Origin of the sequence: Gehongia tenuis, assembly GCF_014384795.1 — a bacterium.
In the GTDB taxonomy this organism is placed as follows: Bacteria; Bacillota; Clostridia; order Christensenellales; family NSJ-53; genus Gehongia; species Gehongia tenuis.
The window spans coordinates 298,795-312,096 of sequence record NZ_JACRSR010000002.1 but is presented as its reverse complement, the minus strand read 5'-3'; the positions used below and the strand labels follow the sequence as shown (position 1 = coordinate 312,096).

Annotated in this window: 13 protein-coding genes and 1 pseudogene; 13 read left to right on the top strand and 1 reads right to left on the bottom strand. The window is 55.4% G+C overall.

What is annotated here, in order from left to right:
• Nucleotides 1-10 precede the first annotated feature (10 nt).
• From H8696_RS11310 to H8696_RS07615, 5 genes are all read left to right on the top strand, one after another.
• Nucleotides 11-136: a hypothetical protein gene (locus tag H8696_RS11310; protein ID WP_283244935.1), complete on the top strand. Its 126-nt coding sequence runs from the start codon at nucleotides 11-13 to the stop codon at nucleotides 134-136.
• 283 nt (nucleotides 137-419) lie between these two features.
• Nucleotides 420-1,199 carry a sporulation transcription factor Spo0A gene (gene spo0A, locus H8696_RS07630; protein ID WP_249316324.1) on the top strand — a complete coding sequence of 260 codons (780 nt, stop codon included), beginning with the start codon at nucleotides 420-422 and terminating at the stop codon, nucleotides 1,197-1,199.
• A 333-nt stretch (nucleotides 1,200-1,532) separates the two neighbouring features.
• Complete coding sequence (locus H8696_RS07625) at nucleotides 1,533-1,781, top strand: Veg family protein (RefSeq protein WP_249316323.1); 249 nt, start codon at nucleotides 1,533-1,535, stop codon at nucleotides 1,779-1,781.
• 113 nt (nucleotides 1,782-1,894) lie between these two features.
• Nucleotides 1,895-3,436 carry a DUF3794 and LysM peptidoglycan-binding domain-containing protein gene (locus H8696_RS07620; RefSeq protein ID WP_249316322.1) on the top strand — a complete coding sequence of 514 codons (1,542 nt, stop codon included), beginning with the start codon at nucleotides 1,895-1,897 and terminating at the stop codon, nucleotides 3,434-3,436.
• 88 nt (nucleotides 3,437-3,524) lie between these two features.
• On the top strand, nucleotides 3,525-4,400 hold the full coding sequence (locus H8696_RS07615; RefSeq protein ID WP_249316321.1) for a 4-(cytidine 5'-diphospho)-2-C-methyl-D-erythritol kinase: 876 nt from the start codon (nucleotides 3,525-3,527) through the stop codon (nucleotides 4,398-4,400).
• Nucleotides 4,401-4,432: 32 nt separating this feature from the next.
• On the opposite strand, the gene H8696_RS07610 is transcribed toward H8696_RS07615, so the two are convergent.
• Nucleotides 4,433-5,113, bottom strand: coding sequence for a TIGR00266 family protein (locus tag H8696_RS07610; RefSeq protein WP_249316320.1), 681 nt, complete (start codon nucleotides 5,111-5,113; stop codon nucleotides 4,433-4,435).
• Nucleotides 5,114-5,238: 125 nt separating this feature from the next.
• On the opposite strand from H8696_RS07610, the gene spoIIR reads away from it, so the two are divergent.
• The 8 genes and pseudogenes from spoIIR to H8696_RS07570 all read left to right on the top strand — a co-directional run.
• Complete coding sequence (gene spoIIR / locus H8696_RS07605; protein WP_249316319.1) at nucleotides 5,239-5,805, top strand: stage II sporulation protein R; 567 nt, start codon at nucleotides 5,239-5,241, stop codon at nucleotides 5,803-5,805.
• Nucleotides 5,806-5,873: 68 nt separating this feature from the next.
• The gene (sleB, locus tag H8696_RS07600; protein WP_249316318.1) at nucleotides 5,874-6,563 is read left to right on the top strand and encodes a spore cortex-lytic enzyme; all 690 of its coding nucleotides are present in this window, start codon (nucleotides 5,874-5,876) and stop codon (nucleotides 6,561-6,563) included.
• A gap of 10 nt (nucleotides 6,564-6,573) precedes the next feature.
• Nucleotides 6,574-7,881 (top strand): germination protein YpeB, encoded by a 1,308-nt coding sequence (gene ypeB, locus H8696_RS07595; RefSeq protein WP_249316317.1) that lies wholly within the window; start codon nucleotides 6,574-6,576, stop codon nucleotides 7,879-7,881.
• A 105-nt stretch (nucleotides 7,882-7,986) separates the two neighbouring features.
• Nucleotides 7,987-8,436 (top strand): DUF1934 domain-containing protein, encoded by a 450-nt coding sequence (locus H8696_RS07590; RefSeq protein ID WP_249316316.1) that lies wholly within the window; start codon nucleotides 7,987-7,989, stop codon nucleotides 8,434-8,436.
• Nucleotides 8,437-8,494: 58 nt separating this feature from the next.
• Nucleotides 8,495-10,090 carry a CTP synthase gene (locus H8696_RS07585; protein WP_249316315.1) on the top strand — a complete coding sequence of 532 codons (1,596 nt, stop codon included), beginning with the start codon at nucleotides 8,495-8,497 and terminating at the stop codon, nucleotides 10,088-10,090.
• Nucleotides 10,091-10,356: 266 nt separating this feature from the next.
• On the top strand, nucleotides 10,357-12,039 hold the full coding sequence (rho, locus tag H8696_RS07580) for a transcription termination factor Rho (protein ID WP_407926375.1): 1,683 nt from the start codon (nucleotides 10,357-10,359) through the stop codon (nucleotides 12,037-12,039).
• A gap of 92 nt (nucleotides 12,040-12,131) precedes the next feature.
• Nucleotides 12,132-12,329, top strand: coding sequence for a 50S ribosomal protein L31 (gene rpmE / locus H8696_RS07575; protein WP_249316313.1), 198 nt, complete (start codon nucleotides 12,132-12,134; stop codon nucleotides 12,327-12,329).
• 28 nt (nucleotides 12,330-12,357) lie between these two features.
• Nucleotides 12,358-13,281, top strand: a pseudogene (locus H8696_RS07570) (DUF1385 domain-containing protein); the annotation flags it as partial.
• Between the last annotated feature and the right edge of the window lie 21 nt (nucleotides 13,282-13,302).

Sequence of the window (13,302 nt, the reverse complement as noted above, 5' to 3'; positions counted from 1 at the left end):
CGGGAGGTCTATGCAGTACTGGAATGGAGCTTGGGTTGGAGCTTTGGGCGGCGGCAGGATGTCCGTATTGGGTTTAAATGTTGGATATAAAAAATTTTTAAATGGGCAGGAAAATGATAAATGGGGCTTCCGATGATCGGTGCCCTTTTTATTTGTCGAAAAGTAAAGAACATTTTGGGGAAAATGCACGAATTATAGTGAAAATCTAAGCCCTGCCAAAATAGGAATTCACGAAAAGCTTTGGTCCAACAAAGGTTTTAATTTTTTATAGAAAATTTTAAAAAATCACTTTATTTATATCATATTTTATGTTATGATATCCAAGGGTAAGAGAGTTGCGCGAATCATTGCATAGATGGTTCGAAAGAATCGGTATGCAGTATAAAATACAGACGCAATTTGAAAAGGAGGATTCTCGTGTGGAAAAAGTCAAAGTAGTGGTCGTGGACGACAACAGGGAGATCCGGGGGATCATCAAGCAGTATCTGGACAGCCAAAACGACGTGGAAGTCGTGGGCGTGGCCGGAGACGGAATGCAGGCGCTGGAACTTCTCAACCAGGTGGAAGCCGACGTGATGGTGCTGGACATCATCATGCCGGAGCTGGACGGTTTTGGGGTGCTTGAGCGGATGTCTTCGTGCACCGGCAAGCGTCCGGACGTGATCATGCTCACCGCGCTGGGTCAGGAGGACCTGGTACGCAAGGCGATCAACCTTGGCGCCAAATATTACATGGTTAAGCCCCTGGATCTCGGCGTATTGACTCAGCGAGTGGTGGAGCTTGGGCGCATGAAAAATCAGACGGTGCTGTCCGTGCCGCCGATTGCAGCGGCCGCGCCTCAGCCGGCCAGGTCCCTGGAGGAGAAGATCACCTCCATTTTTCTCACGATTGGTATTCCGGCTCATATCAAGGGATACCATTACCTGCGCTACGCGGTGAAGCTGGCGGTGGAAAACAACGATATTATCAGCCGCATCACCAAGGAGCTTTATCCGTCCATCGCAAAACACTTTGATACGACCCCTTCCAAGGTGGAGCGCGCTATCCGCCACGCTATCGAGGTGGCATGGAACCGAGGCAAAATTGAGAACATCAACCAGCTGTTCGGTTTCCATGTCTACACGAAAAGCGACAAACCCACCAACGGTGAGTTTATTGCTTTGGTGGCGGACAAGCTCATCATGGAAAAATCGGCTTAAACTTCTCTGTGCTGTGAGCGGCAAGGTCATCCTTGCCGCTCTTTTTTATCCCGTACTGGCGTGAGTAATTGGATTATGTAACCGTCAAGCGGGGATGTGTGGGTAATGTGAACAAAAGCAGAAATTTATGCACATTCGCAAAAGCCCAAAACATGGGCGATTGGGGATAAGTATGTGGATAATGTGGATAAAGTCGGCTCCAAAAGCGCTGGAATTGGGATAAACCCAAGTAGTTATCCACAAATTTTGATTTTTTGTAAACAAGTTTGTCTTTCTCCGCATGAAAGAGCTTTCCCCGGGGCATCCTAGAGCTAAAAGAAGGGAGCGGCGCCCATGGAAAGTCAAAGCCTTATCTATATTCAAAAGGAATTGAAGGATCGGGTGGGCCGGGACGTATGGCTCCGTACGAAACGGGAAAGGCGAAATCACAGCCTCAAGCAAGGCGTGATCGAGGGGACCTACCCCAGTTTGTTCACCGTTCGGGCGGCGGAAGGCTGCATGAGCTTCACGTATACGGATGTACTAACCCAGGCGGTGGAGCTGTTCTGGGACGAACAACCCGTCTCTCAAATGCTCTCCTGAAAAAGGGATCGCGGCTGCGATCCTTTTTTTGTTTTTCCGTCCATCATATTTGGGGGACTTCCTCCATATCATGTATTACTACAGTGGGATGGATTGGAAGGAGGAAAAATCCAATGGGAATGGATTTGAGGCAGGATACGGTGAGTCTTCGGCAGATGGTGGGCAGAACGTGTTCCCAGGCGGTGGTGGAAGGCGAGGTTGCGCTGCCCGATGACCGGCCGGATATGGAGCGCATGCTGCTATGCGACGCCAGAATGGTGGTCAGCTCCGTGGAGCTCTTGCAAAATAAAGTGATGGTCAACGGTACGGTGACCTTCTCCAACGTTTATCTATCCACCCAGGGACGGGTGGAGTGCATGACCAACACCTTTGGGTTCTCCCATTCGGTGGATGTGGAGGGCGCCGCGCCCAAGATGATGGTGCGGGTTGCTCCGGTGATCGAACACATTCAGTGTGAACGGCTGTCCGGACGCCGGGGTACGGTGCAGGCGGTGGTCAACCTCTGCGTGATGGTATGGAATCCGAAACAGGTGCAGTTCTATGTGCCCGGCGGAGACGCGGAGGTGGAGGTGGCCACCCAGCCCATGAAATGGCCCTCGTATATCAGTGAGGGAAGCACCCATGCGGTGATCCGGGAGGAAATGGAACTGTCCGCCGCCCAGCCGCCTGCGGATACGGTGCTGCTGTCCAAAATTCACTGCAAGGATCTGATGCCCGTTACGCTGGACGGCCGGGTGGAAGCTCAGGGTGAAATGGTGCTGCAGGCCGCCTATGCCACCGGGGATGAGGAGGTCCCCGTGGCTGAAACCGAGCAGAATATTCCGATTCAGGTCGCGGTGGATATTCCGGAGGCCCGGGAGGGACAGCAGGCGGAAATGTGGATTGAGGTGGAGGACATCTATATCCAGCCGCTGGAAAACGCTGCCGGTGAACGGACCATTCTCCGGGCGGAGATTTCCATCAAAGCGCAGGCCTGCCTGTGGGATCAGGTGGAGTCCGATGTGGTGACCGACGCTTATTCGCCGGCCCATATGACCCAGCCCGTCTATAATACCTACACGGTGGAACAGCCGGCGGCATCTCAGCAGCAGACGGTGATGGTGAAGGCGGAGCTTATGGCACCGGCGTCCTCACCGCCCATGGGACGGGTGCTGGAGGTGAAAGTGCTCCCTTCGGTAACCTCGGCTCAAAAGGAGAACGGCCAGCTGACAGTGGACGGCGTATTGGAGGGCGAGGTGCTCTATCTTCCCTCGGACAGCAGCGGTCTCAGCAGTTTTGTGGCCCAGGCGCCCTTCAGGCTGGAGCTTCCTGAGGGCGAGGAACTGACCGACCAAAGACTCCTTGTGGATCATGTGAGTCAGTCCCTCATAGCTCCCGATTCGCTGGAAGTGAGGGCGGCCATGAGTCTGGATGTGGAGACCCAAAGGCCCGATCAGTATCAGGTGCTCACCGATCTCGAGGTGAGCGAGGATGAACCGGAGCGGGTGACGGGCATGATCATCCATTTCGCCAAGGACGGCGAGACGGTGTGGGACATCGCCAAGAATTACTACATCGCTCAGGACGAGGTTCTCCATTACAATCCGGAGCTGCCGGAACATCTTACTGAGGGTGAGCGGGTTATTCTGTATCTGCGGAAGGATCAAAGCGCATAAATGAAGTGCGGAGGATTTCCTCCGCCTTTTTTCATTGATGGACTGGACAGGCTCGCTTATAATGAAGAAAAAGCCTGAAGGAGCAATCATGAAAATCACACTCATGGCAAGAGCCAAGATCAACTGGTCCATTGATGTTTTGGGCAGACGGGAGGACGGCTATCACCTGCTGGATATGGTGATGCAGTCCATTGGGCTTTGGGATGTTTTGACGCTAGAATCCGCCAGGGAGGATACGTTTTGCGTGGCGGGCCGTCCGGTTCCAGCAAATGGGGATAATCTGGTGCTGAAGGCGGTGGCGCTCATGCGGGAAGCCTCCGGCGTTTCGGAGGGGGTGGCCGCGGAACTCACCAAGACGATTCCTGTGGCGGCGGGCCTTGGCGGCGGCAGCGCCGATGCCGCCGCCGCCCTGGTGGGTTTGAACCGGCTGTGGAAGCTGAAATACAGTCAAGAAAGGCTCTGCGAACTGGGCGGAAGGCTGGGCGCCGACGTGCCCTTCATGATTCGGGGCGGGCTGTGCCGGGCCCAGGGCGTGGGGGATGAGCTGACGCCGCTGTCCGGCGGAGGCGCCTTCCATCTGGTGCTGTTAAAGCCAAGGAAGGGCGTTTCCACGCGGCTGTCCTATGGCAGGCTCAGGCTGGACAGGCTGGGCCGGCGCCCTCGGACGGAGGCGCTGGTGGAGGCGCTGAAAAGGGGCGAAAGCCGCCGCATTCCGGAGCTTTGGGGCAACGGCCTTGAGCCGGGCTCGGCGGAGCTGTGCCCGGACATCCTGAAAGCCAAGGCCGCCCTTGTCAATGCCGGAGCGATGGGCGCGCTCATGTGCGGCAGCGGAAGCACGGTGCTGGGTCTTTTTGAAAATGGTGAGCAGGCGAGGAAATCCGCCCAGGAGCTTCGGAAGGACTGGGGCTTTTCACGGGCGGTGCGCACCCAGAGCCGAGGCGTGACAGTGATGGATGAACAATGAGAAAGGCCGCGCTCTGGCGCGGCCTTTGCCGTTTAACCGTTGTTGTTGTGGAAGAAGGGGGCCAGCGCGCCGGCCACCGAACTGATGGGCATGGTCTGCAGAATGACCCGGCCCGGCCCGGTGATAACGGTATTGAACAGGCCTTCACCGCCGAAAATGATGTTTTTGGCGCCCTTCACGGTCTGCACATCCATGGAACAGCTTTCGCTCATGGCGGCCAGATGCCCGCTGCTCACCACGATGGTTTGGCCGGACTGGAGATCGTATTCCATGAGGGAGCCGTCAATTTCTACAAAAGCGGTTCCATTTCCGGAGAGGCGCTGCAGGATGAAACCTTCGCCGCCGAAAAAGCCGCTGCCCAGCTTGCGCTGAAAATGGATGGAGAGTTCGACACCGGCTTCCGAAGCGAGAAACCCGGACTTCTGCACGATGAGTCCTTCGCCGGGGGTGATCTCAAAGGGCATGATGCTTCCCGGAAAGCTGGACGCAAAGGTGATCATGCCGTCGCCGTTCGCGGTATACCGGTTTTGAAACAGAGCTTCTCCCGCGAACATCCGTCCAAGAGCCCGGCCCAGACCACCGCTGGTGGTGGTCTCCATGACCATGTTGGGGGACATCCAGCTCATGGAGCCCCGCTCGGTGATCATGCTCTCTCCCGAATTCAGCCAACAGGTGACCGCGGGCAGGGATTCGCCAGAAATTTCGTACCGCATAAAATACCTCCCTTAATTCAATTCATTTCAAGTATAACGGATAGTCCATTCATTTGTACATGTTTTTATAGGTATATTGCCGTGCGGCTCAGGTCATACTTAGAACACCAAAGGAGGGTGTTCTTGTGAAACGTGTGATTTTATGTGCGGCGGTCCTGGTGGCCGTGCTCTTTTTCAGCAGTGCGTCCGGCTCCGCCGTTTATCCGGCTTTAAGACTGCATGTCATTGCCAACAGCGATACCCAGCTGGATCAGGAGGTTAAGCTCAAAATTCGGGATGAGATTTTAAAAACCTACACGCCTCTTTTCAGCGCTGATGCCACAAGAAGTGAATGCCGGGACATCCTTGCCGGCTCTTTGGATGAGGTGGAAGCGATCGCAAGCGGGGTGCTCGAGGAGGAGGGCATGGATATGCCCGTGGCGGCAAGCCTGGCCGTGGAACGGTTTCCGGCCCGGGTATATGGCGAGACGCTGTATCCTCAAGGGCGTTATGAGGCCTTGCGGGTGGTGGTCGGCGAGGGAAGCGGCCGCAATTGGTGGTGCGTCATGTTTCCGCCCCTATGCGTCGTGGATACATCCGGCAAGGATGAGCCAAAGCTGGGCCCTCCGGCAGAGCTGATGGGGGACGGCAGCGGAGAGAAAGAAAAAATGGAAGTGCACAGCCGCATTTGGGATTGGCTCTTTAAACCATAAAAGCGCATATTCAAAAGTTCTCTTTGGCATAATACAGACAAACAGCAATGCAAAAAGAGGGTGGGAATATGCGAAAACGAGTGATAACCTTTGCCCTTGCGCTGGTTTGTCTGGCCCTGCTGACCCTGGAGGGTCCCAGTATCCAGGCGGCGCAGAACCTCGGATGGGGTTCCACCGGCGACAAGGTGATTGAACTGCAGCAAAAGCTCAAGCAATGGGGCTACTACAGCGGAGCCGTGGACGGCTCCTACCAAAGCGGGACTTTCAGCGCGGTGCAGAGCTTTCAAAAGAAGAACGGCCTCACGCCCGACGGCGTTGTGGGTCCAGCTACGGCGGCGGCTCTGGGAATGACCCTGGCAGGGAGCTCCGGAGGCTCCTCCGGATCATCCACCAGCCGCGGCAACGTGAGCAACGACGTTTACCTTCTGGCGCGGGCGATTCACGGTGAAGCCAGAGGCGAGAGCTACACAGGCAAGGTGGCTGTGGGCGCGGTGATCATGAACCGGGTCAAGTCCTCCAAATTTCCCAACACCATTGCGGGGGTGGTTTACCAGCCGGGTGCCTTCACCGCCGTATCCGATGGCCAGATCAATCTGGCCCCGGACAGCGAGTCCCTCCGTGCGGCCCAGGACGCCATCAACGGCTGGGATCCAACGGGCGGTGCGCTGTACTATTACAATCCGGCCAAGACCACCAATTCATGGATCTGGTCGAGGCCCGTGATCGCTACCATAGGGCAGCATCGTTTCTCGCTGTAGGAGGCTGAATATGAAGAAAATGACTTGGGTTTTCTGGGTGCTGGCCATTCTCGCCATCGGCGGCGTGGCCTTTGGCATCAGCGGGCATGTGAATCAACAGGCCTATCATCAAGAACTGCGAAATATCCATGAAAAATCCTTCTATGAGCTGGTGGATAACCTGGACAACTTGGAAGTGAAACTGGCCAAGCTTTCCGTCATTCAGTCGAAGGAACAAAGTGCTCTGCTGCTGAATGATGTGTACCGTCAGGCGGACGGTGCGTCTCAAGCGCTCTCCCAGCTGCCCGTGTCCCATGTGGCACTGTCGGATACGCTGAATTTCCTCAATCAGCTGGGGGATTTTACCCGCATTCTTGGTGAGAAGCGGGCGGAAAATATTCCTTTGACCGTGGAGGAGGAACAGACCCTGACGGAGCTCAGAAACACCTGCGGCGACCTGAGCGGACGGCTCACCGCCCTTTCGGCAAATTTGGATGAACTGGATTTTGAGATGGCCAGGGCGGACACCTTCTATCAGACCTCCGATTCCTTCATGGGCGAGAAGGACACCGAGCCCAGCATTGATTATCCTACCCTCATCTACGACGGCCCCTTCTCCGACGCCATGCAGAACAAGACGCCGGAAGGACTGTCGGGGGAGGAAATCGGCGAGGAGGAGGCAAAGAGCATTGCCGCCCGGTTCCTGGGGGTGGACGAGGATCGGCTGGTGCCGCAGGACGGCACGACGGGTCAGATCCCAAGCTTCTGCTTCGGCACGGTTGATAAAGGCTCCAAATATGCCTATGTAGCCAAATTCGGAGGTCAGGTGGTCCTGATGATGAAGGATCGGCCGGAGGGGGACGAACACATTTCCCTGGAGGATGCGGCGAGCCGGGCACAGGCTTTCTTGAAAAAACAGGGCTATCCCGAGGTGCAGATGGCATACAGCCAGCGCTATGGCGGAGCCGCGCTCATCAATTTTGTACCCACGGAACGGAACATCCGCATCTATCCCGACCTCATCAAGGTCAAGGTATCCCTGAGCGATGGGAGCATCGTGGGCTTCGATGCCCAAAGCTATTACACGTCCCATAAGGAAAGGGATATTCCCGTGCCGGCCCTTAAACAGCTGGACGCACAAAAGCTCATCAAAGAGGGGTTTGAATTTAAGAGCGCTCATCTTGCCCTCGTTCCCAAAGATGGTCAGGAGGTTCTGTGCTGGGAATTTGAGGGAAGCTATGACCGGGATCAGTTTATCATCTATATCAACGCCCAAACCGGTGCGGAGGAGAATATCTTTAAGGTGATCGATACCGGAGACGGCAGCCTGGTGGTGTAAGAAATGGCAAAAAGCCCGCAAAAGCGGGCTTTTTTTGTAGGTTCTAGAAAATGGTTGGATCTTACCGGACAATCCTATGCTATAATGCTGCTAGGAGGGTTTGGCATGAAAAAGGACGTTATGGTTTCCATTGTGGGCAGCCAAGTGGGCGGTGGCGAGGAGCAGCCCATTCACCTCATCACCACGGGAAAATACTATGTCAAGGACGGCGCTCACTATCTGGAATATGAAGAAAATGAGCTTGGCGGCATGGAAGGTTCGGTGACGGTGCTCTGCATCGAACCGGAAGCCCAGCGGGTAAGCATGCACCGGCAGGGGGACGTGCAGGCGGTTTTCGTATTTGAGGAGAAGAAACGCTATGTAAGCTCCTATCAAACACCCTTTGGCAACATTCTGATGGGTGTATTTCCCGTCCATGTTGCGGTACATTTTGACGAGGAAGGCGGCACGGTGGAGCTCAAGTATCAGATGGATATTGAGTCAAAATTCGCCAGTATGAACCAGCTTACCGTCAGCTTTCAAAATCAGATGCACAGTATTTATGCCGGATGTTGACAGGCCCCCCCTTCGCGGCTTAGAATGATAAGGAATGCGATGGGGAGGTATCATATTTATGGCTACAAAGTACATCTTCGTGACCGGCGGCGTGGTGTCGTCCCTGGGCAAGGGCATCACCGCGGCATCCTTGGGCCGGCTTCTCAAAACGCGGGGCCTCAAGGTGGCCCTTCAGAAATTTGATCCCTATATCAACGTCGATCCAGGTTTGATGAGTCCCTACCAGCACGGTGAAGTTTTCGTCACCGAGGGCGGCAAGGAGACCGACCTGGATCTTGGTCATTATGAACGATTTATTGATGTAAATCTTGCCAATTCCTCCAGTGTGACCGCGGGCCAGATCTACTGGATGGTCATCAACAAGGAACGGCAGGGGGACTACAAGGGTGGCACCGTTCAGGTGATTCCCCATGTGACCAATCAGATCAAGCGGGAGGTCTTTAACGTCAGCCGGGAAATGGAGTCGGAACCGGACGTGGTGATCACTGAGATCGGCGGCACGGTGGGCGATATCGAGGGACAACCCTTCCTGGAGGCCATCCGCCAGATCCGCACCGAGATGGGCGCGGAGAACTGTCTGTACATCCATGTGACCCTTGTGCCCTATATCCGCGCTTCCGGAGAGCTGAAGACGAAGCCTACCCAGCACTCGGTGAAGGAGCTGCGCAGCATCGGCATTCAGCCGGATATCATCGTGTGCAGGAGCGAGGCGCCGCTGGATGACGAGCTCAAACGGAAGATCGGCCTTTTCTGCAACGTACAGCCCGATTGTGTGGTGCAGAACCTCGATGCAGAGACGCTCTATGAGATTCCGCTTCTTCTGCACAAGGAGGGACTGGATGATATTGTATGCCGCAAGCTGAAGCTGGATTGCGGCGAGGCGGATATTCGGGAATGGTCGGAACTTGTGGACCGCCACAAGAATCTCCATAAGAAGGTCACCATTGCGCTGGTGGGCCGGTACATCAAGCTGCGGGACGCCTATTTGAGTGACGCGGAGGCGCTGGTGCATGGCGGCATCGCCAACGATGCCGAGGTGGACATCCGCTGGATCGCCGCCCAGGATATCACGCCGGACACGGTGGAGGACATTTTGGGAGACTGCCAGGGGATCCTGCTGCCCAGCGATTTCAGCAGCCATGGCGCCGAGGGCAAACTTCTTGCCGCCGAGTATGCGAGGAAAAACGGTCTGGCCTTCCTGGGCATTGGCATGGGAATGCATATGGCGCTGGCGGAGTATGGTGAGAATGTTGTGGGGATTCCCGGCATTCAGTCGGCTCAGGTGGATCCCGATACCACAAGCCCCATTGCAAAGCTTTCCCGCAGGGATGCCGATCCTCAGGACAAGTCGCTGTTCCGGCTGGGCGCCGAGCCGGTGAAGCTGGTACCGGGCACCCGGATCTATGAGGCTTACGGCGAGATGGATATCAGGGAGCGCCACCGCTGCAAGTACGAATTGGATGAGGAAACGATCGGCCGCCTGAAGGGTGTGGTCATCTCCGGAAGGCAGCCGGAGAAGGGCTTTATCGAGGCCGTAGAGCTTGCGGATCACCCGTGGTTTGTGGGCGTGCAGTATGAGCCTCAGTTCCTGTCCCGACCCAATCGTGCCCATCCTTTGTTCCGTGAATTCATTGCTGCGGCACTCAAAAAATAGCATGAAAAATCGCCGCTTCCATACCCCAAGGGTATAGGAGGCGGCGTTTTTGTTTATAATGGTAGAGGTCCTCAGGTTTTCGTTGACGTTTATGCGAGGTTGGCATACAATAATGTTACAGCTTATGGACATATCCAATGGGTCTTCAACATTCTAACACCTAACAGTATTTCAAAAATTTCATTCAATGTCTTTCCACCTTATTTGTTATACCATTTCATCAGGAAAGGGGCGTTTTGTGGTTGAATCGTGAAGAACTGCAAAAAATGAACATTAAAGATTTGAGGGTTAAGGCCCGGGAAGTCGGCGTGAACGCTCCCACCCGTTTGAAAAAGGACGATTTGGTGGAAGCGATTTTGACGATTGCGGAAAAGCCCAAGACTCAGGAACCTGCGGAGAAACGGGCTAAGCCCCGAAGCCCGAGGCCGGCGGCGAAAAGCTCTGCCAAGACGAAAGTTGAGCAGAATGAAGCTGCAGCGCCAAAACGGAAGGCGCCGGCCGCGGAGCGCCAGACCCAGGGAAACGTTCAGCTGGAGGCGAAGAAGCCCGCTCCCAGAATGGGTTTTATGGGACCGCCGCCCCAACAGCAGGTTCAGCTTACGGCAACCCATGGCTATGTGCCGAGACGATATCAACAGCGCGGCCAGCCCAATGCAGGCGGCGGACAATCCGGCGTGAGAAATGACCAGGAAGAGCAGCGTACGGGCTATCAGCCCCGTTTCAAACGGAATGAGGGCAGCTACAACAAGGAATACGGCACCTACAACCCCGCTGTTCCCGAGCTTTTAAACGGGGGTGAGTGCGGTGATGCCGAAGGCATTTTGGACATACATGCGGAGGGCTACGGCTTTCTGCGTTCAGACAACTATCTGCCCGGTTCGCGGGATGTGTACGTATCCATCGCCCAGATTCGGAGATTCTCTCTGCGGACCGGCGATTGGGTGAAGGGCAAGACCCGGCCTGTCAAGGAAGGCGAACGGTTCCTTGCCATGCTTTACATCACGGAGATCAATGGCGAGCCGCCGGAAGCGGCTAACCGCCGCATCCATTTTGAAGACTTGACGCCAGTCTATCCCGACGAGCGGTACACGCTGGAGAACGATAACAGCTCAAAGGATCTGGCCATTCGGCTCATCGATATTATCGCACCCATCGGCAAAGGGCAGCGCGGCCTCATTGTGGCGCCGCCCAAAGCGGGAAAAACGACGCTCCTCAAGAAGATTGCCAACTCCATATCGAAAAACTATCCCGACAGCCACCTCATCGTACTGCTCATAGACGAGCGGCCGGAGGAGGTCACCGATATGCAGCGTTCCATTGAGGGCGAGGTCATCTACTCCACCTTTGACGAGCTCCCGGAACACCACACCCGGGTAGCGGAGATGGTGCTGGAACGGGCCCAGCGCCTGGTGGAGCATAAAAAGGACGTGGTGGTGCTGCTGGACAGCATCACGCGCCTGGCGCGGGCCTACAACCTGACGGTGCCCATGTCCGGCAGAACCCTTTCCGGCGGCCTTGATCCGGCGGCCCTTCACAAGCCCAAGCGCTTTTTTGGCGCGGCCCGAAACATCGAGGGCGGCGGCAGCCTGACCATCATCGCCACGGCCCTTGTGGAGACGGGCAGCCGCATGGACGAGATCATCTTTGAGGAATTCAAGGGCACGGGCAACATGGAGATCCACCTCGACCGGAAGCTCTCGGAAAAGCGGGTGTTCCCCGCCATCGATCTCAACAAGTCGGGCACCCGGCGGGAGGAGCTTTTGCTCAGCCAAAAACAGCTGGAAGGCGTCTTCACCATGCGAAGACTGCTGTCCGGAAACAACTCCCAGGAATCCATGGAACAGCTCATCTCCATGCTGGCCAAAACGGGGAACAACGACGAATTTTTCGACCGCCTTCAGGGCTGGTTAAATATTTGGGAAAAGCAAGGATATTCTGCCGGAAGATAGTACAAGAAAGGTTGACTTTCTTAAAAAGTTATGGTATTATAATCCCCGCAACGAATATGCGATTAGCTGCGGGCGAAAGAGGTGAATGCAAAATGAAGGAGAATATACATCCAAACTATGGCGAAGCGACTGTCACATGCGCTTGCGGCGAAACATTCAAGACCGGTTCTGTAAAAAAGGATCTGCGGGTTGAAATCTGTTCCAAGTGTCATCCGTTCTTTACGGGGAAGCAGAAGCTCGTGGATACTGGCGGGCGTGTGGACCGCTTCAAGAAGCGTTACGGCCTTTGATGATGTCGCATAGGAATACAGACCGGGCATGCCCTGGTCTGTATTTTTCTTACACGGAAAAGGAGCGGTTATGAAGAAAACCAATATTGGCGGCCAAGCGGTGCTGGAGGGCGTGATGATGCGCGGTCCGAAAAATACTTATATGGCCGTACGCAGGCCTAAGGGCAATATTGAAGTGGTGGAAGTGGAGGACCGGCGCCCCCCTGCCAAAGGCGTTTTAAGCTGGCCCATCATTCGGGGCGTGGTCAATTTTGCGCTGACGCTGAAACTGGGCATCAAGGTCCAGCTGGATTCGGCGAAGCTTCAGGATATGGACGAGGAGGGGGAAGCCTCCAGGTTTGAGCTGTGGCTCTCCAAAAAACTGGGCAAGAGCGTGATGGATGTGATGATGTCCATGGCGCTGGTGCTGGGCGTGGCTTTGGCGGTGGGCCTTTTTATTCTGCTTCCCACATTTTTGACCCAGCTGGTGGTGGGCGGCGTAGAATCCTCCTTTGGCAAAAACCTAATCGAGGGGCTTATCCGTATGCTGGTATTCCTTGGCTATATGGTTGCGGTGTCCCTGATGAGGGACATCCGACGCGTGTTTCAATACCACGGCGCTGAGCACAAGGTGATCAGCTGCTATGAGCATGAGCTTCCTCTTACGGTGGAGAACGCCCGGAAGATGTCAAGACTTCACCCAAGGTGCGGTACCAGCTTCTTGTTCCTGGTCATTTTTATTAGTATCCTGTTTTTTGCGCTGCTGGGCTATTCCGGTTCCTGGTGGGAACGGTCCCTGCTTCGCATTGCGTGTCTGCCCATCGTAGCGGGCCTGTCCTACGAGATCTTGAAGCTGTCCGCCAAGTCCGATAATTTATTCGTACGCATCGTGCGCTACCCGGGGATGCTGCTTCAGCGGCTGACCACCAAGGAGCCCGATGACAGTATGCTGGAGGTATCCCTTGCCTCCTTCAATGCAGCATTGACCGGGGAG

Coding starts and splice junctions, on each gene's coding strand:
- H8696_RS11310 (WP_283244935.1), top strand. CDS start 11: ATGCAGTACTGGAATGGAGCTTGGGTTGGAGCTTTGGGCGGCGGCAGG.
- H8696_RS07625 (WP_249316323.1), top strand. CDS start 1,533: ATGGAAAGTCAAAGCCTTATCTATATTCAAAAGGAATTGAAGGATCGG.
- H8696_RS07620 (WP_249316322.1), top strand. CDS start 1,895: ATGGGAATGGATTTGAGGCAGGATACGGTGAGTCTTCGGCAGATGGTG.
- H8696_RS07615 (WP_249316321.1), top strand. CDS start 3,525: ATGAAAATCACACTCATGGCAAGAGCCAAGATCAACTGGTCCATTGAT.
- H8696_RS07610 (WP_249316320.1), bottom strand. CDS start 5,113: ATGCGGTACGAAATTTCTGGCGAATCCCTGCCCGCGGTCACCTGTTGG.
- sleB (WP_249316318.1), top strand. CDS start 5,874: ATGCGAAAACGAGTGATAACCTTTGCCCTTGCGCTGGTTTGTCTGGCC.
- ypeB (WP_249316317.1), top strand. CDS start 6,574: ATGAAGAAAATGACTTGGGTTTTCTGGGTGCTGGCCATTCTCGCCATC.
- H8696_RS07590 (WP_249316316.1), top strand. CDS start 7,987: ATGAAAAAGGACGTTATGGTTTCCATTGTGGGCAGCCAAGTGGGCGGT.
- H8696_RS07585 (WP_249316315.1), top strand. CDS start 8,495: ATGGCTACAAAGTACATCTTCGTGACCGGCGGCGTGGTGTCGTCCCTG.
- rho (WP_407926375.1), top strand. CDS start 10,357: ATGAACATTAAAGATTTGAGGGTTAAGGCCCGGGAAGTCGGCGTGAAC.
- rpmE (WP_249316313.1), top strand. CDS start 12,132: ATGAAGGAGAATATACATCCAAACTATGGCGAAGCGACTGTCACATGC.